Below are 15,017 nucleotides of genomic sequence, written 5' to 3' on the forward strand. Positions count from 1 at the left end.
GATCACACCTCCTTCATCGTTATGGCATGTTTCGGGCAGTTATCGAGGCATTGCTCGCAGGCCACGCACTTCTCCCCGTCGAACTTGGGGCGCTTGATCGGCCGGCCTTTCTCGTTCTTGCCCACTTCGATCATGGTGACCGCGTCCGCCGGGCACACCTTCTCGCACTTGGAGCAGGAGATGCACTTCTTGTCCTCTACCTGGGGCAGGTCCCGCAATCCCGCCGTCGCTCCCTTGATGCTATGGCCCTTGGCTCCGGTCCCCAGTTCGGAAGGCTTGATCTCGACCAGATCGACCTCGCATCCAGGCCGGTCCTCGTACTGCAGTCGGAACGGGTCGTAGATGAGGTCTTGTCTGGAATAAGTAGCGAGCTCATATTCCGGGGTCACGAGCATGGCGTTCTTGGGGCAGTACTCAGCGCAGTAGCCGCACATCATGCAGCGGCCGAGGTTCACCTGGGGCCGCTTGACCTTGCCCTTGCCTTCAAGCTCCACCTCGACGAGCTCGATGCAGGTGGTCGGGCATATCTTCTCGCAGATGCCGCAGCCGATGCACTTGTCCATGACCAGGCCGGGTCTTCCGCGGTAGCCGTCTGCGATGATCAGCCTCTCCCAGGGGTAGCGCACGGTGTTGGGGGTGTTCACGGTGGTCCTGATGGTCTCCTTCATGGTGACCACCATAGGCCTAAGCATGATCGCCCTTGGCCTCTTCTCCTTCCTGTCCTTCTTATCTGACATTTAGAGCCACCCCAGCATCTTGATAGCGATAGCGATTCCCAGGTTGATCAGCGCCAGAGGCATGAGGACCTTCCAGCCGATGTGCAGGATCTGCTTGGTGGTGACCCTTACCAACGCTCCCCTCACCCAGATGAATATGGCGAAGAGGATGAACACCTTGAGGATGAACCAGATCTCCGGCCATATGAACGACGGGCCGTTCCAGCCTCCCAGGAACAATATGACGGCGACGGAGCAAGCCGCATAACCGCGGACATACTCGGACAGCATGATCAGTCCAAACCTCATGCCGCCGTACTCGGTCATCCAGCCTTCGACCAGCTCCGCCTCTGCTTCGGGCAGGTCGAACGGGATCCTCTCCAACTCCGCGATGATGGAGGTGAGGAAGACGATGAAACCGAGGATCAAAGGAATGAAGAACCATATGTTCTGCTGCTGCGCCACGATCTCTCCCAGGTTGAATGTGCCCGTCAAGACCACGACGCTCGCAACCGAGAGCAGCAACGGGACCTCATAGGCGATGAGCTGTCCGGCCGCCCTCATCCCACCCATGACGGTATACTTGTTGTTCGACGCCCATCCACCGATCAAAATGGCGAAGGGGGCGATGGAGAACACGGCGAAGATCAGGAGCAATCCGGTTTGAAGGTTGGCCAGAGCAAAATCGGGGCTCAAAGGGATCAGCCCTATCATCATGCAGGACATTCCAATCAGAATGACTGGTGCCGCGTTATAGACCCAGATGTCGACGTCCTTAGGGATGATGATCTCCTTGACGAAGGCCTTGAGACCATCGGCGAAGTTCTGGAACAGGCCGAGGACGCCCACCTGGGTACCGCGGCGGTCCATGAGCCTTCCCAGGATCTTCCTCTCTTCCCAAATGAAAGTAATCGAGATCAAGAATCCCACTATGAAGACGATGAGCGCCGCCACGGCGTTCGTTAGGAAATAGACCACGCCGGAGGATGTGAACCAGTCAGCGACATCGTGCAGCCCGATAAAGTTGAATATCCAGGCCACTACCTGCATCAGCCAGAGGGATAGGCCATAAGCGAACTCGAAGAGGCCGTTCATTTGCTCACCGGTCCGTCTCCCCGAGGCACATGTCAATCGATCCCATGATCGCCGGCACGTCCGCGATCTTATAACCGACAAGATACGCTGGCGCCGCGCTCACCGAGACGAATACCGGGGAACGCACCTTCAACCGGTATGGGTGGTCATCGCCGTTCCCGATGACATACATGAACCCCTCGCCCCTCGGGTCCTCCACGTGCGCCCAGCCGGCCTTGCCTTTGGGCGCGGTGCGCGGAGGCTTGACCCGGTAGGGGCCCTGGGGAATCTTCTTAATCGCCTGTCTTATGATCTTGCAGGACTCGTACATCTCGTCTACTCTGACGCGGTACCGGGCGAAGGCGTCGCAGCCTGTCTCGTAGCAGACATCGAAGTCGATGTCGGAGTACGCCTCATAGGGATCATCCTTGCGGATATCATATTCAACGCCGCTGCCCCTCAAGTTCGGCCCTGTGACGCCAAGGTTCTTGGCCTGCTCCGCAGTGAGTTTCCCCACATCCTCCATCCTCATTCGGAAGATCGCGGACTCGTCGCAAAGCGCCTCTACGATTGCCAGCCGCTTCTCGAAAACCTTCAAGACACGGGTGAAGTCGCGCTCGAAGTTGGCCGGGACGTCGTTGCGAACGCCTCCGATCCGAGTATAGTTATATGTCAGCCTTGCGCCGCACAGATTCTGCATCAGGTCGAGGAACAGCTCCCTCTCCCTAACGCAGTAAAGGAAGATGGTGTAGGAGCCTAGGTCAGTTCCCAGAGCAGCGAGCCACATCAAGTGCGAGCCGATCCTCTGCGCTTCCAGCACGATGGTGCGGATGTACTTGGCGCGCTCCGGGACCTCCAGCTCTAGCATGTTCTCCACGGTCGAGCAGTACAGGTGGCTCCAGCTCATGGAGGAACCGTAGCATAGCCTGTCGGCCATGGGGATGATCTGCGGGTACATCCGGTTCTCGGCGAGCTTCTCCCAGCCGCGGTGCAGGTATCCAATAATTGGTTCAGCCTGGGTTATGGTCTCGCCATCGATTTTGACTCTGAGGTTCCACAGACCATGCGTCATAGGATGCTGCGGACCCATGTTCAGCCACATCTCGGCCATTTAAACCCTCCTCCCGCCGACGAAATCTTTTCGATAGGGGAAGTAGTCCGTGCCCTCCGGCGTCAATATCCTTTCCAGTCTCGGATGGCCGATGAAAATGATGCCGAACATATCGTAGGTCTCGCGCTCATGCCAGTTCGCCCCGCCCCAAAGTGGGGTGACCGAATCCACCTCTGGCTTGTCGCGGGGCAACTCCACGATTATCTCCGCCGTCACCCGGTTCGAATAGGAAGTGATATGGTACACCGCCCACATCTTCTTCTCCTCTAGCCAGTCCACGCCACTCACGGCGGTAATGTGGTCGAAGTCGAGTGCGTCCTTCATGAACTTGGCCACGTTCAGCAGACCGACCTTGTCCACCATGGCGAAGACGCGGTTGTGCGTGACCTTCGTGATCTTAACGTATTCGGGGAACCTATCGATAAGCTCCTTCGCAACGATTTCGCCTGTTTTGCCCCCGGCAGCCAATCCCGCTCTTTGTGCCACTTCCCCCACCTCAGTCTTCCAGGAAAGTCCCCTTCATTTCCTTGTGGATCTTCTTATGCAACTTCATGAACCCGTCGATCATCGCTTCTGGACGAACCGGGCAGCCGGGGATGTAGATATCCACAGGGATGAAGGTGTCGACGCCCTGTACGACATTGTAAGAGTCATACCACGGGCCTCCAGAAATCGCGCACTCGCCCATGGCCACGACCCACCTAGGTTCGGCCATTTGTTCGTAAAGGCGGCGTAGGTCCGGGCGCAGCTTGGCGGTGACCCAGCCGTTGATTAGGAGGACATCGGTCTGCCTGGGGGACGACCTGTAGATTATGCCCAAGCGCTCCGCATCGAACCGCGAGCCGGAGGCGGCGGCCATTTCCAAGGCGCAGCAGGCGACGCCGAAGTGCAAAGGGTAGTTGGCGTTGCGCAGCGCCCAGCTCCATATCGGCGCCGTGATCTTGTCAACCGCCTTCTTCGCGCCCGAGGCCGTCAATAGTTGGTCCATGACGTTCTTCGACCATACCAGGAACTCCTGGGCGGACATCGCGATGGCGTTGGGAGCGAGGCTCAGATCCATAGTATCTTCTCCTTCTTCAGAGCGTATGTGACCCCGATGACCAGCAGGACCAGGAAGATCACCATGTACCACCTGGCGTTGTCGCTCAGGTCAGCGAGCACAAGCGCCCATATCATCAGGAAAACGGTCACGATGTCAAAAATGACGAAAATGATGGCATATATGTAGAATTGAACGTGGAATTGGATCTGTCCGTGCCCGATAGGCTGTTCACCGCACTCGTAGGTCATCTTCTTCTGCGGCTGGAATCGCGTCGGCCGGAAGAACCTTGATGCCCAGAAAGCCAATGCCGGGAACAGGATGGCTATCAGTGCAAAGACGGCCACCGGATAATAGTCGTCAATGAGCATTATAGGGGCAATATTCTACCATTATTTAAACTTTCGAGATTTGTACTGGATGGGCATGAATTGCATCGTTTCTCTGCGAGGAAAGCGCCTTCTCCCTCGATATCCGCTGCTTCCTCCCTATTCTCAAGGATGATTCTGGCTTAACACCATTTAACGCTTCTCGGACTCGACGATGGAATCGTGAGAAAATAGTCAACACCCCGACTGCTTAGCCAAAAGGGGTCAATGATGCCGAAAAAGGTGGCGATTCTAGCTGAGGACGACTACGAGGACCTGGAGCTTTAGTACCCGCTCATCCGGTTGAAGGAGGCCGGTCATTCTGTCACCATAGTGGGATCAGGAAGAAGCGAGATGTTCAAGAGCAAGCACGGATACGAGGTCAAGGCCGACATCTCGGCAGATATGACGGATCAAGAAGAATTCGACGCAGTCGTCATACCAGGTGGATTCGCCCCGGACCGCCTACGCCGCTTTCCGGCGGTGAACGAATTCGTCAAGCGCATGTTCCAGGAGGGAAGGTGGTGGCGGCAATTTACCATGGCGGGTCTGTCCTGGCTTCGGCGAACATCCTCAGGGGCAGGAAGGTCACTTGCTTCATGTCGATAAAGGACGATGTTATGAACGCCGGGGCACGCTATCTTGACCAAGAGGTAGTGGTGGACAGCAACTTGATCACATCACACTTTCCTGCTGACCTTCCGGCATTCATGAAAGCAATCCTATTGGCCTTGAAGAGATGACATTTTTCACAACGCCAGGACGGGCGTGTCAGACCCTCGCAAACTGTTTAAATAGTATCTTACAGATAGTCTTTTTCCTCAAGCCTTCACAGGCTGGATTGGTTGATTGTCATGAAGATTGGGTTCATAGGCGCGGGCAATATGGCCGAGGCGCTAATGAAGGGCATCATCTCCGCTGGACTTGCAATGAAAGAAGAGATCACTGCCGGGGAGATAGTCGTTGAGCGAAAAGAATACATCGCCCGGACCATCGGCGCGAGGACGACCACCGACAACGTCGAGGTCGTGAAGTCGGCGAACATCATCGTGCTGGCCGTGAAGCCACAACAGATGGGAACGGTCTTGGAAGAGCTCAAACCCTACCTCACCGTTGACCACCTGCTCATCTCCATCGCCGCCGGCATTAGGATTTCATACATCGAGTCGAAGCTGAACGTCGGTGTCAGGGTCATAAGGGTCATGCCCAACAACCCCTGCCTCGTCGCCGCGTCCGCGTCGGCATTCTCTCTGGGAAAGTGTGCCAAACCGCATGACAAGGACCTGGTGATGCGCATCCTGCAGTCCGTTGGGATAGCATTCCAAGTGGACGAGAAGCTGCTGGACGCCGTCACAGGTCTAAGTGGCAGCGGGCCAGCGTTCGTCTACCTGGTCATCGAATCAATGGCGGACGGCGGCGTGCTGGCAGGACTGCCGAGGGACATCTCGCAGAAGCTAGCTGCGCAGACCGTGTTGGGCGCTGCAAAGACCGTCCTGGAGACCAACGGACATCCGGGATTCCTGAAGGACATGGTCGCTTCCCCCGCTGGGACGACAATCGAGGGCCTCAAGGTTCTAGAGAAGGCAGCTGTCCGGGGCGCGTTCATCGAGGCGGTCGAGGCCGCTGCAAAGAAGTCGAAAGAGCTAGGCGAGAAGAGCTAGGATATCTTCTAGCGCTCGCATCTCCCATCGTTCAACGGCAGTCCAAATCCAATTGTCATAGAAAAGGAGGAGGGAATGGGCTTGGATGGGGGAAAGACCCACGGGTCTAGGGCAAAAGTTGCCTGCCCGCGTTTTTTTTGACTGAAATCTAATTAGATAATGATGGGAATGATCGAGCGCCAAAGGAAGAAAAGTCACAAGTCAGAGGCAGGCTCACTTGCTCTTCCGCTTCGAACGCACCAGCCCGAACACCGCCCTAGGAAAGCTTCTAATTACTCCAGGTGTCTCCCACTCCAAGTCGCGCTTCTGGCATATGGTCGATTCCATAAGATCCCGAGCCCTTTCGCGGAGCCTGGAGAACCCTTCATCTCTCTTTGCCTGGTCGGCAATTACCATCACGCCGTCGATCTCGCGCATGAGCTGGCGGGCCATGTCAGTGCGGTCGATGCGGCATTTCAGCTCATCGTCGCCTATCAGGCCGCAATCGAACCTCGCCTTGTTCAGCACATCCGCCGCGTCGTAGGATGTTTCGACGATATCGTCGCGTGTCATCCATTTCGTCTCATAGGAGAGGACATACTTCCAGGAGGGGGATACCAATCTCGCCCGGTGCTCCTCCAATGTCCTGGCAAACACTTTATAGCCCGATTCTTCCGCATTCTCGAAGGCGTAGCTCCCCGGGTCGAGGAACGGGGCCAGGGGGGAGGTGAAGACGAACAGCCTCTTATCGTTAGCGACGAGCGAATAAAGGCGCCGGGAATAATCGGCGCTCTCCAGCGCGCTCTTCCTGTCCTGCTTCGGGAGGCCGACCATGAAGAAGAGGTCGAACCTCTGGCAGCCGTTGGCGAGAGCGCTCACGACGCTCTTCTCTATCGAAGGGGTGTCATACTTCCTCCCCAGCGCCATTCTCACCTCCTCCGAATGGGATTCGGGAGAGAATTCTATTGAATAGGAGGACAGCGAACCCTGGGCGGATTGGAAGAACTCCTTGTTCGCTGGTGTGAAAAGCTCCAGGACGACCTGGTTGTCGATGCCCAGCCTCTTCGCTTCTGAGAAGAAGCGGGTCGCGTAATCCTTGCCTCCCGCCCTCAGGTCTCCGACGACGAAGGTGGGCGATTTTAGAAAATTCTGGATGTGGTAGATGTCCTCGGCCACCTTCTCCGGGGCGCGGAACGCCGGCTTCCTCCTTCCTAGGAAGTGGTTCATGGCCGAACACGAGCCGCCGCACTCCAGGCATTGCTGGTAGCAGCCCCTTACGGTGAAAACGACGGTCAAAGGGTACCGGTCCCAGTCCTTGAACGGCTTGTGCCCTTCCAGATCGCGATGGCGGATGACCGATCGAACGATCCAACCGTAGTCGACGTCGATGTAATCCAGGTTCTCCGGAATGAAGGTCATCGGGTTCTCCGTGACCCTTTCTCCCTCCTTCCAAGTGAGGTTCTGTACCTTCTCCAGCGGGCTGCCCTCGTCTAGGGCGGCCAATAGCTCTGCCACCGGTATCTCAGTGGAGTCGCCGCGCATCACTAGGTCGACCTGAGGGTACCTTATCAATTCCTTATGGAAGTAGGTGCTCGAGTACCCGCCCATGAGCACCTTCGAGTCCGGATGCAGCTCCTTGACGAGACGCGCGACCTCCAATGCACCGTGGGCGTGAGGGAGCCAATGCAGGTCGATTCCGAATGTCTTAGCGTCAAGTTTCTTCAAGAACGCCGGAACGTCCAGGTTACGGTCGTTCAACATCATGCTGGCCAGGTTGACGATGCGCACTCTATAGCCGAGGGAGTGCAGATGCGCCGCGATGGTCATGAAGCCGAAGGGGTACATCTCGAAGACTGGCGTCGAGGGTACCAGATCGCTGACCGGACCGTAGAACAGGAACTCTTTCCTGAAGTCGTACACGCTTGGTGCATGGATCAGTATCAGGTCTTGCCTGGCCAACCTTCAGCCTCCTTGGGGCGAAAAATGGAACGGTCATATTAGTACTTTGGTTTCTTCCCTGGTCACTTACCGAAGCGCCTCTGTCTCAATTGGTAGGACCGGATGGCTCTCAGGAAATCCACTTTGCGGAAACCGGGCCAGTAGACATCGGTGAAGTACAGCTCGGCATAGGCAAGCTGCCAGAGCAGGAAGTTCGAGAGCCGCTCCTCGCCGGACGTCCTCAAGATCAGGTCCGGGTCCGGAAATGGCGCGGTGTACAACGACTTGGAGACGACGCTCTCGTCGATATCGTCCACGCTCATCTCCCCATCTTTGACCTTCTGGGCGATGGCCTTGATGGCCTGGATGATCTCCTGCCTGGAGCCGTAAGCGACGGCGATGTTGTAGAAGTAGTTGCTATATGATGCCGACTTGGCCTCTGCATATTCGATGGCCTTCTGCAGCCTCTCCGGCAGCAGCTCCCTCTGCCCGAGCACGCTCACCTTGATGCCGTGCTTGTGGATGCGTTCCTCATCTCCCAGCTTGTAGAAGTTCTCCTCGAACATGCGCAATAGGTAATCAACCTCTCCAGGCTCCCGGTTCAGGTTCTCGGTGCTGAAGGCGTAGACGGTGAGGATGCGTATGTCCAGCTCCAGGCACCACTCCATGACCTCTTCCAGCTTGTCCTTGCCTTTGACATGCCCTTCGGTGGTGGAAAGGCCGATCTCCCGGGCGAAGCGGCGGTTACCGTCCATGATGATGGCCACGTGGTTGGGCACATGGCCCTCTCGCACCTCCTTCAACAGCGACTTCTCGTAGGTCTGGTAGGCGGTGCTGGCTATCATCCGCGAGATCTCGTTCTTGATGATACTCCCTCACTCGGTCGGTCGCTCAATAAAGGCTGCAGCGATATCTATTTTTCCTGCGGTCCCGTATGGGTTGCCCGCCTCGATCACGCGCGTGGCTGGATGAGAGAAGATGGCGAACGGATACCACTTCGATGGAGAGGACTATAAGGCGCACTCCAGGCCGCAGAAGGACTGGGGCATGGCGGTCATCGATTCGCTCCAGCTGAAAGGGGATGAGAGCATTATCGATCTGGGTTGCGGGGACGGAGTGCTCTCGGCGGAACTGGCCCGTAGGGTCCCTCGGGGCCGAGTGCTGGGATTGGACAATTCGTCCTCGATGATCGAGACCGCAAGGAGCAACTGGGCTCCAAACCTGGACTTCCGCCTCCAGGACCTGACGCACATGGATTTCAGCGAAGTATTCGACCTCGCTTTCTCGAATGCCGCCTTGCACTGGATCAAGGACCAAGACACGTTTCTGCTAGGGCTGCACCGAGCGCTCAAGCCAGGAGGATGCCTTCGCTTCAACTTCGCCGGGGACGGCAATTGCCCTTCCATTTTCCGGGGAATGCGCGAGGCCATGTCCCATCCTAGGTTCACCTCGTACTTCGCCAGCTTCGAATGGCCCTGGCATATGCCAAGCGCCGGAGACTATGAGATCAAGCTGAGAGCGGCGGGCTTCAGGGATATCGAGGTCTGGATGCAGGATGCCGATCGAGCCTTCGAGAATGCGCAGGAGTTTTCGAAGTTCATCGTGAGCATGGGGCTGGTGCCGCTACTAGAACGAGTGCCAGAAGGAAGAGAGCGCGCGGCGTTCGAAAAGCACGCGGTCACAAGCATCCTGGAGCACAGCCACGTCGATGGAGGCTACTTCGAGGTCTTCCGAAGGATCAATGTCAAAGCGAGGAAATGAAAGGGATCAGGCCCAATCCTCAGGCAGCATGGCCGCTCTCATGCCCATGTCGAAGCAGCCCACTCCCGCAACAGCGCCGATCATTCCACGTCGGCCGGTGATCTCCACTATCTCCAGCTCCCCCTGCTCGGCCGCTTTCATGGCGTCCTCGATCTTCAGGATGTGCTGCTTCGCCCTCAGCCCGTAGTCTTCCAGCACCTTCGGCACCTTCAGTCCGGAGAAGATGGCCATGGCCGTGTGCTGGGAGAGAGTGTTCTCGCGCACGAACTTGATGACGAAGTCCTTCAGCGCCGGCACGTCCTTCGGTTCCACGGCGAAGGATATGCCCACGGCCACGCACTGCGTGGTTCTGTCCGGAGCTTTCGGATTGAGCTGCACTATCTTGTGCTCCAGGAAGTGACCGATCGGGCAAGCGCGGGCGCACTTCAGCATGAGCACCCACGACGCTCCCTTCTCCTTCGTATCGGTGTCATCCACGCCAAAGACTATACGGACCATCTTCGGCGTGGCGATGGTGACCTCGATGCGGTTCGCGCCGCCAACCTTGGCATCCTCTGGATACTCCGCGGAAATAGTGCCAGGACCTTGCGGCAAGCAGGCCCCAATGCCCACGCTCGCTCCTGCCAGCCCGACCCAGGTGGTCTTGACCAGATCCCCTTCGACCCTCAGGGCCTTGAGCCCCTGTCCCCCCACATCCTTGGAGGCCGGACCGAAGCGTACCTGCCTCTCCCCGATGATGGTGTCCATGATGAGGGTGGTTCCCTCCACCCTGATGTTGGTGATCGCTCCCCCCGCCCTCTTACGGTTGGCGGCATCCCATTCCACCGGTCCCTTGGCGCTGCATTCCTCGATGATCTGCGCGACGTCATTCTTCTCATCCACTAGCGTGAAGACGCCCCGGCAGAACAGCTTGCCATGTCTTGCGGTAACTTCATCCGGTCTGAGGGTGACGCTCATTTCATCATCGCTCCCTGGCCTAAGGGATGGTGCGATACCATTCCCGCTAGTTATCCCTTTTGTCCGGTCTCGATAAGTCTGGACGGTAGGTCGGCCAGCTCTAGCATCTTGACCTCCCCTCCATCATCCTCATAGATGAGGAAGCGGCCTTTGATGCCCAGCACCTTTCCCTGATGCGGACCGACGGTATCCACCCGGATTGGGGGTTCGTCAAGTGTGACGCGCATAGGATAGTCGGAGAGCAACTGCAGATCGGCGTTCATGACTGGATACTCTCCTTCCAGTGACCGGAGCAACGTCCGGTAGCGGTCCTCCAGCCGCCTCTTGCTCTGCCTGACCAGCAGCGCTTTCGAGAAGTCCTGCCCGGTGATGCCCTGCTTGGCCCGAAGCTTTCGGGTGATCTCCTTCTCCAGGGAACGGGCGTTCTTCCTCCCCTGCACTTGCACCAATGGCACGATCGCATCCGCCCCTTGCTCGATCGCCCTCTCCCTCAAGCGAGTGCCACCAGTCATGCCCACTTTGACCAGGTAGCCGTGGAACGCGGCGTAAACGATGTGCGCCTTGCGGCAGAAACTCGCGTCCTTGTCCTGGCATAGCTCGCCATTGCATCTCGGCTCAAAGATGCACTCCTGCACCGGGATCCAGACCTCGGCGCAGGTGGGGCACTGAGCGAATCCCCTGGTCAACTTGGCGTGCTTCGGGCAAGGGACGTAGCCATCATCGCTGAAAGAGCCGACGCATCTGCAGGTGTCCGAGACGATCAGCTCCAGATGCTGGAGATCAAGTTCCTTGAGCTCTCGATCCTCCAGGTCGAAGTATTCCAGATGGGGAACGAATCCCTCCCAGTGGAAGCCTATGACGTGCTTTGAGAACCAATCCGGCTCTTCGGACAACAGGCGGTCGGCCCGAACGAACATCGCCCAATACTCGTGCACGGCCAAAATGAATGTTTGGGTGGGCGGAACGAAAATGCTCATTCCGTGCTAGGCACGAGCTCTTCGGTCTGTTCCTCTGGCGTAGGTGCGCGCTTGAGATATTGAGAGGAGATATCCTGCACTAGGAAGACGGTCCTCCCAGCGCGCTGGATGACGATGCCCTCGTCCACGGCCCGTTTCGCGTCCACTTCCAGAATGACGGGGTCTTCCACTCGCACCTTCCCCGCGTTCATGGCGTCCTGGTAGGTCTTGGAAAGGTGCACCATCTTGCGGTCCGAGGGTTTCAGACCGGTTTCCAGGATGATGTCCGTTTCCTCCTTGGAGGTCGGGTAGTAGAGCGTCTCCGGGATATGGTCGGTGGGAAGATTGAGCTCGAGGGAGATGGTATGACCGTACGTGGCCCGGATGAGATCGTTGCTCACCTGGTAGCGGCCTTTGGGGTCCGTTTCGATGATAGCGATGACATGATGCGGCCGGACCCAATGCCATCTGTCCCTTTGCTTCTTGAGCGCGTTGACGAAGTCGCGCATGGGCACGAAGCCTTGTGAGTCCATGGTCAGCTCGAACTTTTCCGGGAAGTGCCTGAGCGCTCCAGCCATGGTGCGGCCTATCTGTTCCAGCTCCTGGTCGTTCATCAGGAAGCGGCCGGCATCGCCGCATATCGGACACGTGTCACCTCGGAAATAGCCGTGATCTTGGCACTCGCGCAACATTCGCTCCGTCAATGTCCCGGTCCGTTTTAAACCTTTTCCGAAGAAGATGTCGACGTGCAGTTCTCAAGCGGCGTCCTGGAGTCAGAGTGAACGAGAATGAAGAGCAAAAGGTTTCAGCGTCTTGCTCAGCGCCTGCGCTTCCCGAACATGCTTTGCACCAACATCCCGCCCCTCGACCTTTGCGCGCTCTTGACCCTTCCCGTCAGGAGGATGTCCTTGCGGAACAACGACACGGCGATGAACATGGCCACCACCGCGAATATGGCGTTGTAGGCGATGCCCGCTAGCACTAGGGCCGAGTTGCCGAACATCAGTTCGCGCATCGCTATCATGGGATGCGTGAAGGGGATGGCGAACAGCCCTATCTGCATCGACGTGGGCAGGGTGTCGAAGTCCGTGAACATGGTGACGAACATGGGAATCAGCGCCAGCAGTGTGATTGGCAGCGTCATGGTCTGCGCCGCCTTGTAGTTCTTGGTGAAGATGCCCAGGATCATGCACAGTGCCAGGGCCGAGACCAACGCCAAGAATAGCGAAACGCCCACCAGCACGTAGTCGAAGGCGCCCAAGGTCATGCCATACTTGGCCAGGTCGATCGGCGCACTGATCATGAGCGAGCTCATGTAGTAGCCCATACCGACCATGTAGATGCCCGCCACCACCAGGCCGACGATGGCCGCGCCCACCAGCTTGCCAAGGACGATGGCCGTGCGACTGACGGGCAGAGTGAGCAGCGTCTCCAGGGTCTTGTTCTCTTTTTCCATGCCCATGGAGGAGATGACCATGCTCCCGGCCATGATGATGACCATGAGGACGATCAGCGGGACCACCAAGCCCTGCTGCGAGACCACCGAACTGATGACGTCCGGGCTGATGCCCACCATCATGCGACCTTTGAACTCGGTGTCCTCGTGGCGCTTGAGGGGCTGCAGTATGACGCTCGAGTTCTCGGTGACGTGATGGTCGATGATGTATCGCGAGAGATTGATGGTCATGACAGCAAGCACAGCCTGCACTGGTGCCATGGAAAAGCTATCAGCCATCCCCGCGCCTCTCATGATCCAGACAACCGTGATGCTCGCCGAGTGATTGTTGGTGATGTTCGACTGGAAGTCGCTCTGAAGCACTATGAGCGCCACGCCGTTCTTGGCGCTCACCTCTTTGATGCCTGCTTGCACGTCGCTCTGGTTATAGACGATCTTGCTGTTCTTGTCGAGCTGGGAGTAGACGAATTGTGAAAGTACGGAATGGTCCTGATCGATGACCCCTACCATAGGCTTCTCGCTCAGCTTGCTTGTCGCTCCTCCGATCGCGCCTCCAAGCGAACCGAAGATGAGGGCCATGATGATGATCGGGACCAAGGTCCCGGGCGTGAGAAGCTCCTTGACCTCCTTCTTGATGATGTTGGACAGGCTGCTCATTTCGTCACCACCTTGACGAAGACCTCTTCGATGTTCGGGGCGTCGTACTGCTCTTTCAGCTCTTTCGGCGTGCCGGAGGCTACGACCATCCCGTCGTTGATGAGGGCGATGCGGTCGCACATGAGCTCCACCTCGAGCATGTTGTGCGAGGAAAGGAGGATGGTCATTCCTTGCTGCGCCGATGTCTTGACCGTGCGGCGTATCTCCTGCGCGTTCAGGACGTCCAACCCGGACGTGAGCTCGTCCAGGATGGCCAGGCGTGGTCTGATCATCAGCGCTCTGGCCACCAGCAGCCGGCGGGCCATGCCCTTGCTGTAGGTATCCACCTTATCGTCGATGCGCTCGTTCAGGTGGGCGAACTTGAGCCCCCTCTCCAGCATATCTTTCCGCTCCTGGCTTTCGCCGAAGAAAGCGGAGATGAAAATCAAGTACTCCCGTCCGGTCATGTTCTTGTATGCGCCAGCGTCCTCCGGCAGATAGGAGATTATCTTGCGCACTTCGTTGGCTTCCTTGACCAGGTCGTGCCCGAAGATCTTCACTTCGCCGGACGTGACCTCCAAGAGCGTGCTCAGAACCCTCAGCGTGGTGGTCTTTCCCGCCCCATTGGGACCGATGAGGCCGTAGACCTCGCCCTCCTTCACGCTGAACGAGATCTCCTTCAGGGCTAGGAACTGCCCGTACTTCTTGGTCAGTCTGTTGACTTCGATGGCGGCCATGTGTCAAATCTCCAAAGCAAGCCTATGGACGGAGCCAAGGCCGAGCTTCGAATGTGGTCGTGCTAGTAAAAACTATCGTCCCAGGGTGTGTCACATCCTCTCAGCGCTTACGCTTCTGCACATGCCGGAAGTGCTCTTCCGCTGCCGCCACCGTATTGCTCATGAGCATGGCGATGGTCATTGGACCTACTCCACCAGGCACGGGTGTGATGGCCTTCGCCTTCCTCGAGACCGCTTCGAAGTCCACATCCCCCACCAGGCGGTATCCGTGCTTGGCGGAAGGATCGTCCACCCGGCTCGACCCCACATCGATGACCACGACGCCGTCCTTGACCATGTCCGCTTTGATGAAAGCGGGCCTGCCCATCGCAGCAACCAGGATATCTGCCTGCTTGGTTATCGAGACCAAGTTCTGCGTTCCCGAGTGGCACACCGTCACCGTGGCGTTCGCCCCCTTGGCCTTCTGCATGAGTATGGCCGCGACGGGCTTGCCGACGATGTTGCTGCGGCCCACGACCACCACGTGCTTGCCCTCGGGGCTGTTGCCGCTGCGTACCAGCAGCTCCTGGATCCCATGCGGCGTGCAAGGCAGCATTCCCGGCATGCCGATGAGCATCTTGCCCACGTT

16 protein-coding genes are annotated in these 15,017 nt (G+C 57.7%); 2 read left to right on the plus strand and 14 right to left on the minus strand.

Annotation, left to right across the window (positions count from 1 at the left end):
• Positions 1–2 precede the first annotated feature (2 nt).
• Genes NT137_04850 through NT137_04875 form a run of 6 tightly spaced genes read right to left on the minus strand, consistent with a single transcriptional unit; the run spans position 3 to position 4,311 of the window.
• Positions 3–737, minus strand: a complete 735-nt coding sequence (locus NT137_04850) for a 4Fe-4S binding protein (GenBank protein ID MCX6652664.1) — start codon at positions 735–737, stop codon at positions 3–5.
• The gene (nuoH, locus tag NT137_04855; protein ID MCX6652665.1) at positions 738–1,811 is read right to left on the minus strand and encodes an NADH-quinone oxidoreductase subunit NuoH; all 1,074 of its coding nucleotides are present in this window, start codon (positions 1,809–1,811) and stop codon (positions 738–740) included. It abuts the gene before it with no gap.
• A 4-nt stretch (positions 1,812–1,815) separates the two neighbouring features.
• Positions 1,816–2,901, minus strand: coding sequence for an NADH-quinone oxidoreductase subunit D (locus NT137_04860; GenBank protein ID MCX6652666.1), 1,086 nt, complete (start codon positions 2,899–2,901; stop codon positions 1,816–1,818).
• Positions 2,902–3,387 carry an NADH-quinone oxidoreductase subunit C gene (locus tag NT137_04865; protein MCX6652667.1) on the minus strand — a complete coding sequence of 162 codons (486 nt, stop codon included), beginning with the start codon at positions 3,385–3,387 and terminating at the stop codon, positions 2,902–2,904.
• A gap of 10 nt (positions 3,388–3,397) precedes the next feature.
• Positions 3,398–3,961, minus strand: a complete 564-nt coding sequence (gene nuoB, locus NT137_04870) for an NADH-quinone oxidoreductase subunit NuoB (GenBank protein ID MCX6652668.1) — start codon at positions 3,959–3,961, stop codon at positions 3,398–3,400.
• Positions 3,952–4,311: an NADH-quinone oxidoreductase subunit A gene (locus tag NT137_04875; GenBank protein ID MCX6652669.1), complete on the minus strand. Its 360-nt coding sequence runs from the start codon at positions 4,309–4,311 to the stop codon at positions 3,952–3,954. The genes nuoB and NT137_04875 overlap by 10 nt, the downstream gene beginning before the upstream one ends.
• A gap of 851 nt (positions 4,312–5,162) precedes the next feature.
• On the opposite strand from NT137_04875, the gene proC reads away from it, so the two are divergent.
• A complete protein-coding gene (proC, locus tag NT137_04880; protein ID MCX6652670.1) occupies positions 5,163–5,969 on the plus strand; it encodes a pyrroline-5-carboxylate reductase in 807 nt (268 codons plus the stop codon).
• A 213-nt stretch (positions 5,970–6,182) separates the two neighbouring features.
• On the opposite strand, the gene NT137_04885 is transcribed toward proC, so the two are convergent.
• Positions 6,183–7,907, minus strand: a complete 1,725-nt coding sequence (locus NT137_04885; protein MCX6652671.1) for a TIGR04190 family B12-binding domain/radical SAM domain protein — start codon at positions 7,905–7,907, stop codon at positions 6,183–6,185.
• A gap of 62 nt (positions 7,908–7,969) precedes the next feature.
• Positions 7,970–8,731: a polyprenyl diphosphate synthase gene (uppS, locus tag NT137_04890; protein ID MCX6652672.1), complete on the minus strand. Its 762-nt coding sequence runs from the start codon at positions 8,729–8,731 to the stop codon at positions 7,970–7,972.
• Positions 8,732–8,864: 133 nt separating this feature from the next.
• Here uppS and NT137_04895 point away from each other — a divergent pair, with 133 nt between their 5' ends.
• Entirely contained in the window at positions 8,865–9,647 is a 783-nt protein-coding gene (locus tag NT137_04895) for a methyltransferase domain-containing protein (protein MCX6652673.1), read from the plus strand.
• Between the two features lie 6 nt (positions 9,648–9,653).
• On the opposite strand, the gene NT137_04900 is transcribed toward NT137_04895, so the two are convergent.
• The 6 genes from NT137_04900 to NT137_04925 form a co-directional block, all read right to left on the minus strand.
• Positions 9,654–10,604: a DUF1743 domain-containing protein gene (locus NT137_04900; GenBank protein MCX6652674.1), complete on the minus strand. Its 951-nt coding sequence runs from the start codon at positions 10,602–10,604 to the stop codon at positions 9,654–9,656.
• Positions 10,605–10,654: 50 nt separating this feature from the next.
• Positions 10,655–11,581 (minus strand): DUF2797 domain-containing protein, encoded by a 927-nt coding sequence (locus NT137_04905; GenBank protein ID MCX6652675.1) that lies wholly within the window; start codon positions 11,579–11,581, stop codon positions 10,655–10,657.
• On the minus strand, positions 11,578–12,252 hold the full coding sequence (locus NT137_04910) for an RNA 2'-phosphotransferase (protein MCX6652676.1): 675 nt from the start codon (positions 12,250–12,252) through the stop codon (positions 11,578–11,580). The genes NT137_04905 and NT137_04910 overlap by 4 nt, the downstream gene beginning before the upstream one ends.
• 125 nt (positions 12,253–12,377) lie before the next feature.
• Positions 12,378–13,673, minus strand: coding sequence for an ABC transporter permease (locus NT137_04915; protein MCX6652677.1), 1,296 nt, complete (start codon positions 13,671–13,673; stop codon positions 12,378–12,380).
• Entirely contained in the window at positions 13,670–14,389 is a 720-nt protein-coding gene (locus NT137_04920; GenBank protein MCX6652678.1) for an ABC transporter ATP-binding protein, read from the minus strand. The genes NT137_04915 and NT137_04920 overlap by 4 nt, the downstream gene beginning before the upstream one ends.
• Before the next feature lie 100 nt (positions 14,390–14,489).
• A partial coding sequence (locus NT137_04925) for a bifunctional 5,10-methylene-tetrahydrofolate dehydrogenase/5,10-methylene-tetrahydrofolate cyclohydrolase (GenBank protein ID MCX6652679.1) occupies positions 14,490–15,017 on the minus strand: 528 nt, incomplete at its 5' end.

Source organism: Methanomassiliicoccales archaeon (assembly GCA_026394375.1).
Lineage (GTDB): Archaea > Thermoplasmatota > Thermoplasmata > Methanomassiliicoccales > UBA472 > JAJRAL01.